Here is a 14816-nt window from a genome sequence, read left to right on the forward strand (position 1 = left end):
AATGGAAACCCGAGCCCATCACGTACTAATCGGCCTGGTCACCGTCCTGGTGGTGGCCGGCGCCATGTTGTTTGGCCTGTGGCTGACCAAGTCCAGTGTCGATGACGCGTTCAAGGACTACGAAGTGGTGTTCAACGAGGCCGTTTCCGGCCTGTCCCGTGGCAGCCCGGTGCAGTACAACGGCATCAAGGTGGGCGATGTGTCCACCTTGCGCCTGGACCCGAAAGACCCGCGCCGGGTACTGGCCCGCGTTCGTCTGAGCGGCGATACCCCGGTGAAGGAAGACACCCAGGCCAAACTGACCCTGGCCGGCGTGACCGGCAACGCGTTCATCCAGCTCAGCGGCGGCACGCCACAGAGCCCCGAGCTGAAGGGCAAGGACGGCAAGCTGCCGGTCATCATCGCCTCGCCGTCGCCCATCTCGCGCCTGCTCAATGACAGCAGCGACCTGGTCACCAACATCAACATGCTGTTGCACAACGCCAACCAGATGTTCTCCGAAGACAATATCGGCCACCTCAGCAGCACCTTGGCCAACCTCGACAAGACCACCGGCGCCTTCGCCGGCCAGCACGGCAGCATCGCCGAGGCCATTGAGCAACTGGTGCAGGTAGGCAAGCAGGCCAGCGCCACCCTGGTCGAAACCCAAACGTTGATGCGCAATGCCAACGGGCTGCTGGGCAGCGAAGGCAAACAGGCGATCGGCAGCGCCGAGCAGGCCATGCAGTCGCTGGCCGAAAGCACTGCCACCATCAACAATCTGCTGAAAAACAACAGCGAGGCCATCGGCGACGGCGCCCAGGGCCTGAACCAGCTCACACCTGCCATTCGCGAACTGCGCGAAACCCTTAACGCACTCAAAGGTATTTCCCGGCAACTGGAGGCCGACCCCAGCGGCTACCTGCTCGGCCGCGACAACAACAAGGAGTTCCAGCCATGAAACCGTCGCTGCGCCTGCTGGCCCTGGCGGCCGCGCTGAGCCTGGCCAGTGCCTGCTCGATCCTGCCCAAGAGCGAGCCCGTCGACCTCTATCGCTTGCCGGTTAACCAGCCCAGCCGCACCGCAGCGCCGCTGGACTGGTCATTGCGGCTGAACAAGCCGCTGGCCAGTGAAGTGCTGGCCGGCCCGCGCATTGCCGTGATTCCACAGGGCGATGTGGTCAGCAGCTACAAAGGTGCACGCTGGAGCGATGCCGCCCCGGTGCTGCTGCGCAATCGCCTGCTCGATGGCTTCCAGCGTGATGGCCAGGTACAGCGCCTGAGCGCCGACGACAGCAACCTGCAGGCCGACTACGAGCTGGCTGGCGAGCTGCAGGCATTCCAGAGTGAGTACCGCCCGGGCGGCGCGGTGGAGGTGGTGATTCGCTATGACGCTCGGCTGGTTCAGGGCCGTAACCAGCGCATCCTCGCCAGCAAGCGTTTCGAGGTCCGCCAGCCGCTGGCCGACAAGCAGGTGTCAGCGGTGGTCGCCGGTTTCGGCCAGGCCAGCGACCAGCTGGTGGGGCACGTTGTGACCTGGACCGTCGACCAGGCCAGCCAGGCACAGCGCAAAGTTCAGGCGAAGAACCAGTAGCAGACGAAGATCGCTGCGACCACGCCAGAGAACTCGGCCAGCAGTGCGCAACCGACCGCGTGGCGCACGCGCTGGATACCCACCGCGCCAAAGTACACGGCCAGCACGTAGAAGGTCGTTTCAGTACTGCCCTGGATGGTCGCCGCAACCAGGGCCGGGAAGCTGTCTACACCCTGCGTCTGCATGGTCTCGATCAGCATGGCCCGCGCTGCGCTGCCGGAGAACGGCTTGACCAGCGCTGTGGGCAGGCCCTCGACGAAGCGGGTGTCCAGGCCCAGCCAGTTCACCGCATGGCGGATACCGTCCAGGGCCAGCTCCAGCGCGCCTGAAGCACGCAGTACACCCACCGCTACCAGCATCGCCACCAGGTAGGGCAGCAGGTTCTTGGCCACATCGAAGCCTTCCTTGGCCCCATCGACAAAGGCTTCATACACCTTGACCCGCTTCAGGGCGCCAATCACCAGGAACAGCATGATCACGCCAAACAGTGTGAGGTTGCCCAGGACCGACGACAGGCTGGCCAGCGCGGCGGCCGACAGGGTGCCGAGAAACGCCATGAAGCCTCCCAGCAGCAACGCGCCGGGAATGAAGTAGGCGAGCACCACCGGGTCCCATAGACGCAGGCGCTGCATAACCGCCACCGACAGCAGCCCGACCAAGGTCGAGACACTGGTGGCCAGCAGGATGGGCAGGAACACCATGGTCGGGTCTGGCGCGCCTTGCTGGGCCCGGTACATGAAGATGGTCACCGGCAGCAGCGTCAGCGACGAGGCGTTGAGCACCAGGAACAGGATCTGCGCGTTGCTGGCCGTAGTGCTGCTGGGGTTGAGCTCCTGCAGCGCACGCATGGCCTTCAGGCCAATCGGCGTGGCGGCATTGTCCAGCCCCAGGCCATTGGCCGCGAAGTTCATGGTGATCAGGCCCAGGGCAGGGTGGCCGGGCGGCACTTCCGGCATCAGGCGGGCGAACAGCGGGCCCAACACCTTGGCCAGCCATTCAACGATACCGGCCTTTTCGGCGATCTTGAGAAAGCCCAGCCACAGGGTCAGTGTGCCGAACAGCAGCACCATCACCTCGACCGACAGCTTGGCCATGGCGAAGATGCTTTCGACCATTGCCGCGAAGATCCCGGCATTACCACCTACCAGCCATTGGGCCAGGGCGGACACTGCCGCCACCAGGAAAAAGCCAAGCCAAAGGCCGTTGAGCATCCGCGTATTCCCCCTGAAAAATGCCCGAATGATAGCGGAAGTTGCTTGTACCGGGGCCTGCGATCCAGACAGACAACAAAAAGCCCCGACAAGTCGGGGCTTTTTGGGACAGCAATCAGGTTCAGCGCTTGGCGGCTTCGCCAACCACTGCGGCTTCCTGTTTGTCGGCCATCAGCGAGGCGTAGTACTTCTCGCCCTTGGCAGCGTCGTACATGCCTTCCCAGCGAGCGATGACCAACGCAGCCAGGGCGTTGCCTACAACGTTCAGCGCGGTACGGGCCATGTCCATGATGCGGTCGACACCGGCGATGAAGGCCAGGCCTTCGAGCGGGATGCCCACGCTGCCCAGGGTGGCCAGCAGCACCACGAACGACACGCCCGGCACACCAGCGATGCCTTTGGAAGTGACCATCAGGGTCAGCACCAGCAGCAGCTGCTGGCTCCACGACAGGTCGATACCGTAGAGCTGGGCGATGAAGATGGCCGCGATGCTCTGGTACAGGGTCGAACCGTCGAGGTTGAAGGAGTAGCCCGTCGGTACCACGAACGAGCAGATCGACTTCGGCGCGCCGTACTTCTCCATCTTCTCGATCACGCGCGGCAGCACGGTTTCGGAGCTGGAGGTGGAGTAGGCCAGAATCAGCTCATCTTTCATGATGCGCATGATCTTGATCACCGAGAAGCCGAACACGCGGGCAACCAGGCCCAGCACCATGAAGGCGAAGAAGGCGATGGCGAAATACACCAGCAGTACCAGCTTGGCCAACGGCAGCAGCGAGCTGAAGCCGAAGTTGGCCACGGTCACGGCAATCAGGGCGAACACACCGATCGGGGCATAGTTCATGATCATGTGGGTGACCTTGAACATGGTTTCCGATACGGCCTGGAAGGTGCGTACCAGCGGGTCGCGCAGCTCGGCCTGCAGGCTCGACAGGCCCAGGCCGAACATGACCGAGAAGAAGATGATCGGCAGCATTTCGCCACGCATCAGCGCTGCGAAGATGTTCGACGGAATCAGGTTCAGCAGGGTCTCGATGAACGCGTGCTCATGCTGTACCTCGGCCGCAGTGGCCTGGTACTTGGAGATGTCCACGGTACCCAGGGTGCTCATGTCGATGCCGGCGCCCGGGTGGAACAGGTTGGCCAACACCAGGCCCACGACGATGGCGATGGTGGTCACCACTTCGAAGTAGATGATGGTCTTCAGGCCGATGCTGCCCAGTTTTTTCGCATCGCCAACCCCGGCGATACCCACGATCAACGACGAAATCACGATCGGGACGACGATCATCTTGATCAGGCGAATGAAGATGTCACCGGCGGGCTGGAGGACGTTGCTGATCCACCATGCCTTTTCTGCACTGAAATGATTCAGTAGCGCGCCGATTGCAACGCCCAGGACCAGACCGATGACGATCTGCCAGGCGAGGCTCAGTTTTGCCTTCTTCATGTCTTTACCCTTTGTTCTAGTGGTCATGGCACCCGACGAAAACACGCGTAACAGAGCCATCGGCAAGGCCTCTGGCTTCAAGCGCACCCATCTGGCGACTTCATGTAAGGACACCGCAGGCGAGCGACAGGGCGCTCTGACCAGCGAAAAAGGCGGCAACTATTGCGATGGGAAAGGGGGAAATCTAATGCCGGAAGCGCATGACCCATGCCGATCATGCATAGTGTTTCATGCCAAAACAGAGGGTTCGCAAGTGCTTGATTTATAACGTTCGGAATCCCGAACAAGACCAAACCGCCATTTTTCGGCAGATTTGACCGTACACAAAGGGCATGAAAGATGGCTTGTTCGACAATCCGAATGGCCGAAATACCACTTGAAGAAGGGCTCGCAAGGCCGAAAAAAATTTGATGTACGGTCGAGACAAAATGTGTCTCAAGGATGAAATCGCGCAAGGAAGAGGGCGTTTCCTACATGGCTCCTCGGAAGTCAGGTCTGGTCAGGTATCCCTTTGACACCGCCGACCTGATACTTCCGATTCCGCCTTTCCTGACCCGGCCCATCGCTGGAGGCACTCCCTGTACCCCTAGGCCACTCCGATCCTGAAACAATCAGAACAGCCCGGCCCCTTGGTCATGTGCTGCCCCTCCTCGGGGCGGCGCATCATAGAAGGCTGAAATATAGAAAGGTTCAGCTTCTATTACGTGACAGTCGATGACCTTTCATCCGTACCGGCAATAAATGCTCAGTACCAGTTCGGGTCACGCTTAAGCTGCTCCTGCAGCATCGCCTTCATGCCGTCGTCAGGGTCGCCCAGCCAGCGATATTGCGCGTGGCGTGTAGGCGACTTGTCGCTCGGCAAGCCTTCGGGTACCTCCACGAGCATCCCGTAGGCATCCTCCTTGTCCCAGCTGAACGCAACGATCAGCCGCTTGTAGGTGCAGTTGTCCTGTGCCTCGCACAACGCACCGACCAGGTACTTGTCGCCATCTTCGGTAGTGGCGGACATCTGCTGCTGGGAACTGCCGGTCAGATTGACCACCCAATCGGGCAGGCGTTCCTCGCCTTTGATCGTGTCCTGCCAGGTTTCCCGGTACTCCGGGTCCGAGCCGAGCAACTGGTCGACCCGGACCTGGCCGTCATTGGCCGCCATCGCCGCCGCGCTGCCACCCAGCATCAGGGCGGCAGCCAGGGCTGTAAAAAGCTTCCTGCCCATCTTCAACCTCGTCCACGTCCAAAGAAGAAGGAGGCTACGAACAACACCAGGAAGACAATGAACAGGATCTTCGCGATACCCGTCGCAGCGCCCGCGATACCACCGAAGCCCAGTACGGCAGCGACAATGGCGATGATGAGGAAAGTGATAGCCCAGCTCAGCATGGTGGTTCTCCTTTCTTTTTCAGAATCGGTGCGGCCGGCAGGTCAGAAGACCCAACGGTCCTGGGGTACGACATTTTCCAGGGTGGCCGGTGAGGCGGAGGCCTGGCCGGCAGGCGATGGCTCAGCTGCCTTGACCAGGGTATTGGCACGGGTCGCCTGAATCTGCGTCAACAGCGCAGTCTGCGCTGCCACTTGCTCAGCCAGACGCGCGGTCTGCCAGCTGTAATAGAAAAGGCCAGCGGCCAAGGTCAGCAGCAGCGCCATGCCGACAGACAACATCTGGCGCAGGGGCAGGGCGACGTTCTGCGAGCGGTTGACGGATTGGCGGTTCATGCCGGCTCCTCCTGCTGTAATTTTTGTTCAAACCTGAACAGGTAATTGCAGCCTGCATGCCAGCCTTTTGATTTTAAAAAATACGTTTAAAATCAATAACTTATAATTAACATAAACATTCGACAGGGACGTATCCTGCACGATGCCGCCCGAGGGGTCGTGCGAATTGCACGATCAGCCTTCCGCTTTCGTCGCCACTTTGAGCAGGTCGGCATCCACCCCGCGCACGCCAATGATCTGCCGGGCGATCTCCACGGCGATGGTTTTCTGCTCAGCGCTGACAACCTCGCCCGACAGCCGCACCATGCCCGCTTCACTGGCAACTTTCAGCTTCAGGCCATCGAGGTTACGGCTGAAGCGGTAGCTGTTCTGGATCTTGTCGATGATCCAGCTGTCGCCTGGCTGTGGACCCGTTGGGGCCCCTACCGGTGTTTCGCGGGCCTTGGCCATGGCGGCGGTATCGAGGCTGACCAGGTTGTTGACCAGGTACACTCCGTCGGTGGTACGCGCTATCACGCCGGCCAGCTCCTTGGCTTCGGCGCTGTCGACCTGGCCGCGCAAGGTCACCACGCCTTCGCTACTTTGTACTTCTATAGGCGCCTTCTCGGTGGTGCGGCTCCACAACAGCCGGGCACGGATCACCGCCGCCAGGGTGGCGTCCTCCAGGCGTTGGGCGTAGGCACGTAGCGCCAACGGACGCTCAACCAGTCGGGCGTTGACCTGCAGCTGGTTTTCCACGTGTTCGATGCCCCGTGTGGCACGGGCCACATCTTCGGCCAGCTGCCGCTCTACCTCGTTCTCCACCTCGCCGGAAAGCCGTGCATGCTTGCCGTCTACATCAACCCTGATACGGAACGGGTCAAGCATGCGGTTCAAAGACAGGGCGGTTTGCAGGGCGCCTTCCAGGCGCGCGTCCCGCACAGGGTCGGCGATAGCCGGGGTGAAAACGGGCAGCAGGGCGGCTGTGAACACGGCTGTACGCAAGGAAAAGAGCATGGCAGTGCCTCCTTTTTTGGGCAAAAGGTAAAAACCTTCGCAACCAATGTGCCACTGCATACCTCTAAGCAAATCAATGGTATTTCACGGCCTGCAGTAAGCATCAGGCCATTGGCTAGCATGCAAAGGGCAGAATCCTTCAGAATTGACCATGCAACTTGCCCGATTTTTCCCACACTAAATGAAGATCTATCCCTAAGGAGCGCAGGAAATGGAATCAGCCCAGGACAACCAAGGCCGCATTCTGCTGGTGGATGACGAGTCCGCGATCCTGCGCACCTTCCGCTACTGCCTGGAAGACGAAGGCTACAGCGTGGCCACAGCCAACAGCGCGGCCCAGGCCGAAACGCTGTTGCAGCGCCAGGTGTTCGACCTTTGCTTCCTGGATTTGCGCCTGGGCGAGGACAACGGCCTGGACGTACTGGCGCAGATGCGCATCCAGGCACCCTGGATGCGTGTGGTGATCGTGACCGCGCACTCGGCAATCGATACAGCGGTGGATGCCATCCAGGCCGGCGCCGCCGACTACCTGGTCAAGCCATGCAGCCCCGATCAGTTGCGCCTGGCCACCGCCAAGCAGCTGGAAGTGCGCCAGCTTTCTGCGCGCCTGGAGGCCCTGGAAGGCGAAATGCGCAAACCCAAGGACGGCCTGGACTCGCACAGCCCGGCCATGATGGCGGTGCTGGAAACTGCCCGCCAGGTCGCCACCACCGACGCCAACATCCTCATTCTTGGCGAGTCCGGTACAGGTAAAGGCGAGTTGGCCCGGGCCATCCATGGCTGGAGCAAACGTGCCCGCAAAGCCTGCGTGACCATCAACTGCCCGTCGCTGAACGCCGAGCTGATGGAAAGCGAACTGTTCGGCCACACCCGTGGCGCCTTTACCGGTGCCAGCGAAAGCACGTTGGGGCGGGTCAGCCAGGCTGATGGGGGTACGTTGTTCCTCGACGAGATCGGCGACTTCCCGCTGACCCTGCAACCCAAGTTGCTGCGGTTCATTCAGGACAAGGAATACGAGCGCGTGGGCGACCCCGTGACACGGCGTGCAGATGTACGCATCCTGGCCGCCACCAACCTCAACCTGGAAGAGATGGTGCGCGAAAGCCGCTTCCGCGAAGACCTGCTATACCGCCTGAACGTCATCACCCTGCACCTGCCGCCCCTGCGCGAGCGCAGTGAAGACATCCTGACCCTGGCCGACCGCTTCCTTGCCCGCTTCGTCAAGGAATACTCCCGCCCCGCCCGGGGCTTCAGCGACGAAGCGCGCAACGCCCTGCTCAACTACCGCTGGCCCGGCAACATTCGCGAACTGCGTAACGTGGTAGAGCGGGCCAGTATCATCTGCCCGCAGGAGCGCGTGGAAATCAGCCACCTCGGGATGGGCGAGCAACCGGCTGGCAATGCCCCGCGTGTCGGTGCCGCGCTGAGCCTGGACGAGCTGGAGCGCGCCCACATCGGCGCGGTGCTGGCTGCCAGCGACACCCTCGACCAGGCCGCCAAAACCTTGGGCATCGACGCCTCCACCCTGTACCGCAAGCGCAAGCAGTACAACCTATGAAGTGGCCGCCCATGAAGCTGCGCACGCGGCTTTTCCTGAGTATCTCGGCACTGGTCACGGTGGCCTTGCTCGGGCTGCTGCTGGGCCTGGTCAGCGTGCTGCAGATGGCTACCGCGCAACAGCAGCTGGTGCGTGACACCACCCACGTCCTGGAAGTGGGGCTGAAGTTGCGGCAGAACCTTGGCGAACAGTTGACCCTGATCCTTGATGAAGGCACGGCCCCGGAAAACCTCCGGCTGCTGCAAGAAAACTTCCAGGCCTTGCTGAACCAAGGCCTGGAGCAAGGCGGAGAGCGCACCGGCTTCAGCAAGGCCGGCAGTAACTACCAGACGTTCCTGCAAGCCTACCGTGACAGCCCCGCGCCCGCTCGTAGCATGGGTGTCGACCACCCCTTGGGGGCCGCCTTCAACCAGGTGCGTACCGACCTGATCGATTCCCACAAACAGGCGCTGGACCTCATCACCCGCAGCGAGGAATACAGCCGTGACCGCGCCCTGCTGGTCAGCGGTGTGCTTGGCCTGATGGGCCTTGTGGTGCTGGTGCTGGGCTTCATTACTGCGCACAACATCGCCCGACGTTTTGGCCAACCGATCGAAGCCTTGGCCAAAGCAGCCGACCAGCTGGGCAAGGGCAACTTTGACGTCACCCTGCCAGTCACCCAGGCCACCGAGCTGAACCAGCTGACCCGCCGCTTTGGCATCATGGCCGATGCCTTGCGCAAGCACCAGGCCACCAACGTCGACGAACTGCTGGCCGGGCAGCAGCGCCTGCAGGCCGTGCTCGACAGCATCGACGATGGCCTGCTGATCATCGACCGCCAGGGCCGCCTGGAACACCTCAACCCGGTGGCGCAGCGCCAGCTGGGCTGGAATGATAGCCGCGTGGGCAGCAGCCTGGCCGAAGCCCTGCGACGGCCGGAGCTGGAGCAGCAGCTGCGTCAGGTGCTGCGCGGTGGCAATCTGGACCGCCCGCCGGAAGACCTGACCATGGAGGTGGATGAAGAAACGCGCTTGCTGACCTACAGCCTGACCCCGGTGAGCCACCCGCAAGGGCCGATCCTTGGCGCGGTGATGGTGCTGCACGATGTGACCGAGCAACGGGCCTTCGAACGCGTGCGCAGTGAGTTCGTACTGCGCGCGTCCCACGAACTGCGCACCCCGGTAACCGGCATGCACATGGCCTTCGGGCTGTTGCGCGAGCGAGTCAAGTTTCCGCCTGAGGCACGCGAGAATGACTTGCTGGAAACCATCGGCGAAGAAATGCAGCGGCTTACCCAACTGATCAACGACCTGCTCAACTTCTCTCGTTACCAGAGCGGGCTGCAGAAACTCGACCTGGCCCCCTGTGCCATCGACGAATTGCTGGAGCGCGCACAACTGCGTTTTGCCGAACAGGCGGCAAACAAGCAGGTTGAACTGGTCAAGGCACTTGAACCACCGCTCCCGCGTATTCAGGCCGACGTTGCGCAACTTGATCGGGTTCTGGACAACCTGCTGCACAACGCCATCCGCCATACCGCCAACGGCGGGCGCATCCGCCTGCATGCGCGGCGGCATGCCGAGCGGGTGATCATCAGCGTCGAGGACACAGGCGAAGGGATTGCCTATGGGCAGCAAGGGCGCATTTTCGAGCCGTTTGTGCAGGTAGGGCGCAAGAAGGGCGGTGCAGGGCTAGGATTGGCGCTGTGCAAGGAAATCGTCCAGCTGCATGGCGGGCGCATGGGCGTGTTTTCCCGGCCAGGGCAGGGGACACAGTTCTACATGGCGCTGCCAGTTTGAGTATCGCCTGTGCCGGCCTCTTCGCAGGCGCAGGACTTCTCAATGTTCAACCCGACGCGGCAACTGCCCGCGGGTCACCAGCTCGGCAAACTGCCGGGCGTTTAGCGGTCGGGCAAACAGCCAACCCTGGCCGTAATTGACCCCTTCACTGTTCAGCAACACCGCCTGGTCCTCGCATTCGATGCCTTCGGCAATCACCCGCAGGTGCAGGTCATGGGCCATGCGAATGATATGCGGGGCAACCCCGCTGCTGGCGGCATCGTGGCCCAGCGCATCGATGAAGGCCTTGTCGATCTTCAGGCAATCCACCGGCAGGGTTTGCAGATAGGCCAGGCTGCAATAGCCGGTACCGAAGTCGTCGATCAGCACCTGATGCCCCACGGCGCGTAGCGCCTGCAGGTTGTCACGTGCCACCACCACGTCGATCAAGCCGCGCTCGGTCACCTCGAACGCAATCTGGCTAGCGGCCACCCGGTGCAGGGCCAGCAGGCGCGCCGCCACCCGGCCAATACGCGGCACCATCACATCGCAGGCGGCCAGGTTCACCGATATGTACAGTTTGGGGTGCGACCGCAGCAGCTGCCCCAGCTGTTCGAGGACGCGCTGCAGGACAAAGTCAGTGATCTGACATATCTGCCCGGTGTTTTCCGCCAATGGGATAAACAGGTCCGGGCTGGTCAGCGTGCCATCCGGGCGGCGCCAGCGCACCAGAGCCTCGGCGCCTACACAGCGCCGTGTGTCGAGTTCGAAGATCGGCTGGTAGAGCACCTGCAGCTCTCCACGGCGCAAGGCATTCTGCAACTCCGAGCTCATCGACCGCCGTTGCAGGATCAACTGCAGCACCAGCCAGCCGATGCAGCAGGCAGCCAACACGCTGCCAGGGAACAGCAGCCAGAGCATGCCATTCATTCTCAACGGCAGGCTGGCCCGTGGGGCAATCAGCACCAATTGGTAATCCGGCGACTTGGTGGGCATGCGGTAGATCAGCCGGTCACTGAGTTCGAGCAACGACTTGTGGCTGGTCGACCAGGCCGAGGGCGGCGGCCACACCTGTGGCGGGCCGAGCACGGGTATGGCGCGGGCACCGTTGTCCAGCACCACTACCAGGCTGCCGCCCGGTGGCAGGTCGACCACGTCGGTCAGGTGCCCACGCGAGGTGGAGACCACGAACTTGCCCCGGCCCAGCATCAACGCAGCCAGGTTCTCGTTCGGCTCGGTCGTGGTGTTCAACCAGTAGCTGTAGGTCGGCCCTTGGATGTCGGGTGCCCGCAAAGGCTCGAATGCCCGCTCATCGCCACGGTTGGAGCAGGCGACGTCACCATCCACATAGGCCGCTTCATAAATGAACCGCGAACTCAGGCCAACCTGCTGCAACGCCGCCAACATCGCCGGGCTGCAGCCACGCAAGGGTTGGGCCTGCAGCAGGTCGACCCCTTCGCGCAACTGGCCGAATACCTGCTCGAGGCGGTCGAGAAAACGCTCGCCCTGGGCGTTCATCTGTTCGCTCTCGCTTTGCTTCATCTGCTGCAGGGCAATGCCGATGCTGGCAGTAAGCAAAAGTGCTGCGCTGGCCAATGCTGCTAAGGTGGCCAGCATCCAGGGACGGTAAAAAAATTGGCGCAGCGTAGAAATGAGAGCTGACATCGAAGGCATCCAGTTGATTACCAAGGTATAGCAACTGGATCAAGAATCATCCTCGCCGTTTAGCGCCTCGCTGCAGGCTCAACGCATCCGGTTGAGCACCTGCAGCATCGCTGCCGTCTGCGCATCGGGCATGCCGTCGAAGCGCTGGGGACGGAAGCGCATCTGGAACGCAGCAATCACGTGGCGGGTGGCGACATCCAGCACCCCGGTCTGCTCGACTTGGTAGCCAAACCGCGCCAGTTCCTGCTGGTACCAGCCCACGCTTGGCGGGTTGACGCTGAAGTAGGCCTGTTGGCGCGCCACGGCATTGGCATCAGGCCAGATACCCAGCCCGGCATCGGCCAGGCGCTTCCATGGGAACAGCGGCCCCGGGTCCAGCTTGCGTGATGGTGCGATATCACTGTGACCAATGATGTGCCGAGGCTCGATGTTGTTACGTTTGACGATGTCCTTGAGCAGCGCGATCAGCGACTGAACCTGCGCTTCGCTATAAGGGTGCCAGACCCGGCCATTCGGCGTGTCGGTGAAGCCCGGGTTGACGATCTCGATCCCGATGGACGACGAGTTCAGCCAGGTGCGCCCCTGCCATTGGCTGTCGCCGGCATGCCAGGCACGACGGTTTTCATCCACCAGTTGATACACCGTGGCCGGACCGTCGCCGATCAGGTAATGGCTGCTGACCTCACCCTGGGTAAGCAACGCCAGGGAGCGCTCCAGGGATGCATTGGTGTAATGCAGTACAACGAACTGGATGCGGTTGTCCTGGTTGGCCGAGGGGTGGCTGCGGTCGATGCGCAACCCCGTCGAACATCCGGCAACAGACAACAGCAAAAAGCAAATCAGCGTTTTTTTAAGCGTGGAAAGCACGTCAGTGGCCTCAGCGAATGAGGGCTACAGTATAACGTGCTCCCCATGGCCGCGCTTACCGTGGATCAGTGTTAGCAAACGCTAGCTCTGCTCGACGCGGTTACGTCCCAGCTCCTTGGCCCGGTACAGCGCCGCATCGGCGCGCTTGAGCACCTGGTCGCCACGCTCGCCAGAGCGAAACGCCCCCAGGCCGATAGAGGTGGTGATCACCACCCGCTCGCCCTTGAAGTGGAACGGGCAGGCCTCCACCGTGGCGCGCAGTACTTCCGCCATCTGGGCCGCTGCCGCGGGTGAAGTCTGCGGCAGTAACAGGACAAACTCTTCGCCCCCGAAACGGGCAATGAAGTCACGACCACGCAGGCGTTTGCGCAGCTGGTCAGCAACAATCTTGAGCACCTTGTCCCCGGCCAGGTGCCCATAGCTGTCGTTTATGCGCTTGAAGTGGTCCAGGTCGAGAATCGCCATGGCCAGATGGCCGCCGGCCTCTTGCCATTCGAGTATTTCGCGTTCTACCCGCTCGCTCCAGGCCGCACGATTGGGCAAGCCGGTGAGCGGGTCGAGCAGGGCTTTTTGCCGTTGCTCTTCCAGGTGTTCACGGTAGCCGAGCGCTTCATGCTCCATGTTCGCCACCCGTTCCGACAAGCCTTGCAGACGCCCTGCCAGCTCCTGCTCGCGGCGATCACGCTCAAGCTTGTGCTCGTCCATGGTGACCAATAGGCCTTCCAGCCGGTTTTCCAGGATGTGCTTGAGGCTGTCCACATCGGCGGCGCCTTGCACGCTGCTTTGCAAGCCGTCGACGTGCTCGCGCAGCTGGGTATCCAGTTCGCGGGCAGCGTTGCTGTTGTCGGCATGGCCGGCGCTGGCCTCCTGCAGGTGGCTCTGGAAGCCTTCCAGGCGTTCGTTGAGCTGTTGCAGGTAGGTTTCGAATTCGTGCTGGCCGCTGTCGGTTATTGCCAGCATCAGCACAGCCAGGTCATCCAGCACCGGGATCAGCTCGTACCAGTTCAGGCCACGGGCAACCCGCTCGCGCATTTCCAGCGCCTGGGCCTTGTGCCGCTCGGGCAGGCTGAGGTCATCAAGCAGGCCGATCAGGGTCTGCTCGATGTGCGCGGCAACCTGGCTGTAGGGTGGCTCGACGGCATAGGGCAGGGCATAGGGGCCATCTTCGCCGAACGTCTCTTCGAGCGTGGGGGCCGGTTGTGCTGCTGCCATAGGTTCGCTGGCGGTCGCGTCAGGCTCCAGTACGTCCTCCTGCAGCGGGTGCGGGACGGCGAGTGTTTCAGCCGTTTCGATCAGCGCTGGGCCCTGTAGCTCCGGCTCGGGTTCCGCCGCTACGGTCGCTTCGGTGACAGGGGCCGGCAACGGTTGCAGCGCATCCACATCGTCGGGCTGCGGGGCTTCAAGAGGGGGCTGCGCAACCTGAGGCGGCGCTTCGGCAGCAGGCACTGCCACCGGCTCAGGGACTGGCTCGCCTTGCGGGTCATCCTCGCGGCTACCGAACAAGCGCTGCAAGAAACCAGGCCGGGCTTCATCCTCCGTTTTACCAAGCGCCGACAGGGCACGGCCCTGCAAACCACTCAACTCGCCCAGCAGCGGCGGCAGATCGCGGGACTGGGCAACTCCACCCTCGAGCTTCTTCGCCAGTTTTTTCAGCGGACGCGAGATATCGCTGGGCAGCGACAGACCTTGCAATTGGCCAACCAGCGCGGCGAGCGCATCGCTGACCTGGTTCATGCGGGTTTCGCGGCGCTGTTCGGAGTCCAGCACCGCCTTTTCAAGGCGCGGGATCAAACCGGCGAGGCCGGCGTCCATGTTGTCACTGCGGATGACTTCGCGCATTTCCTTCATGCACGCGTCCACCACCTTGTCACTGCCTTCCGCAGCCAGGCTGCTGCGCACCAGGCCACGACGAAGCAGGTCGAGACGGGCGTCCCACCGGCGTTCGAGCTTTTCTTGCTGCTCGATGCTTTTAAGGTATTTTTCTTTCCAGCGCTCAGCGTCTTCAGTCATGCCCGGGTCCGCAAACG

13 protein-coding genes are annotated in these 14816 nt (G+C 62.1%); 4 read left to right on the forward strand and 9 right to left on the reverse strand.

Features of this window, described 5'->3' with window-relative positions; genetic code table 11:
- Position 1: 1 nt before the first annotated feature.
- Both B9A31_RS00105 and B9A31_RS00110 read left to right on the forward strand, forming a co-directional pair.
- Positions 2-940, forward strand: a complete 939-nt coding sequence (locus tag B9A31_RS00105; protein WP_019099190.1) for an MlaD family protein — start codon at positions 2-4, stop codon at positions 938-940.
- A complete protein-coding gene (locus B9A31_RS00110; RefSeq protein ID WP_019099191.1) occupies positions 937-1572 on the forward strand; it encodes an ABC-type transport auxiliary lipoprotein family protein in 636 nt (211 codons plus the stop codon). The genes B9A31_RS00105 and B9A31_RS00110 overlap by 4 nt, the downstream gene beginning before the upstream one ends.
- Here the strand turns inward: B9A31_RS00110 and B9A31_RS00115 are convergent.
- The 6 genes from B9A31_RS00115 to B9A31_RS00140 form a co-directional block, all read right to left on the reverse strand.
- Positions 1554-2783 (reverse strand): nucleoside recognition domain-containing protein, encoded by a 1230-nt coding sequence (locus tag B9A31_RS00115; protein WP_019099192.1) that lies wholly within the window; start codon positions 2781-2783, stop codon positions 1554-1556. The two genes, B9A31_RS00110 and B9A31_RS00115, sit on opposite strands and share 19 nt — an antisense overlap.
- Positions 2784-2904: 121 nt before the next feature.
- The gene (gene gltP / locus B9A31_RS00120; protein WP_016712857.1) at positions 2905-4233 is read right to left on the reverse strand and encodes a glutamate/aspartate:proton symporter GltP; all 1329 of its coding nucleotides are present in this window, start codon (positions 4231-4233) and stop codon (positions 2905-2907) included.
- Positions 4234-4978: 745 nt separating this feature from the next.
- On the reverse strand, positions 4979-5449 hold the full coding sequence (locus tag B9A31_RS00125) for an inhibitor of vertebrate lysozyme family protein (protein WP_016712856.1): 471 nt from the start codon (positions 5447-5449) through the stop codon (positions 4979-4981).
- A gap of 2 nt (positions 5450-5451) precedes the next feature.
- Positions 5452-5613, reverse strand: a complete 162-nt coding sequence (locus B9A31_RS00130; RefSeq protein WP_003252966.1) for a DUF1328 domain-containing protein — start codon at positions 5611-5613, stop codon at positions 5452-5454.
- A gap of 42 nt (positions 5614-5655) precedes the next feature.
- Positions 5656-5946, reverse strand: coding sequence for a hypothetical protein (locus B9A31_RS00135; RefSeq protein WP_019099193.1), 291 nt, complete (start codon positions 5944-5946; stop codon positions 5656-5658).
- A gap of 174 nt (positions 5947-6120) precedes the next feature.
- On the reverse strand, positions 6121-6942 hold the full coding sequence (locus B9A31_RS00140; protein ID WP_084296571.1) for a BON domain-containing protein: 822 nt from the start codon (positions 6940-6942) through the stop codon (positions 6121-6123).
- A gap of 211 nt (positions 6943-7153) precedes the next feature.
- On the opposite strand from B9A31_RS00140, the gene algB reads away from it, so the two are divergent.
- Positions 7154-8500: a sigma-54-dependent response regulator transcription factor AlgB gene (gene algB / locus B9A31_RS00145; RefSeq protein WP_019099195.1), complete on the forward strand. Its 1347-nt coding sequence runs from the start codon at positions 7154-7156 to the stop codon at positions 8498-8500.
- A complete protein-coding gene (locus tag B9A31_RS00150) occupies positions 8497-10278 on the forward strand; it encodes a KinB sensor domain-containing domain (protein WP_019099196.1) in 1782 nt (593 codons plus the stop codon). The genes algB and B9A31_RS00150 overlap by 4 nt, the downstream gene beginning before the upstream one ends.
- Before the next feature lie 39 nt (positions 10279-10317).
- On the opposite strand, the gene B9A31_RS00155 is transcribed toward B9A31_RS00150, so the two are convergent.
- From B9A31_RS00155 to B9A31_RS00165, 3 genes are all read right to left on the reverse strand, one after another.
- Entirely contained in the window at positions 10318-11922 is a 1605-nt protein-coding gene (locus B9A31_RS00155; protein ID WP_019099197.1) for an EAL domain-containing protein, read from the reverse strand.
- 78 nt (positions 11923-12000) lie between these two features.
- Positions 12001-12789, reverse strand: a complete 789-nt coding sequence (locus B9A31_RS00160; RefSeq protein ID WP_019099198.1) for an N-acetylmuramoyl-L-alanine amidase — start codon at positions 12787-12789, stop codon at positions 12001-12003.
- Positions 12790-12870: 81 nt separating this feature from the next.
- Positions 12871-14799, reverse strand: a complete 1929-nt coding sequence (locus B9A31_RS00165) for a GGDEF domain-containing protein (RefSeq protein WP_084296572.1) — start codon at positions 14797-14799, stop codon at positions 12871-12873.
- Positions 14800-14816 lie beyond the last annotated feature (17 nt).

This window comes from Pseudomonas sp. URIL14HWK12:I5 (assembly GCF_900176445.1).
GTDB classification, from domain to species: Bacteria; Pseudomonadota; Gammaproteobacteria; order Pseudomonadales; family Pseudomonadaceae; genus Aquipseudomonas; species Aquipseudomonas monteilii.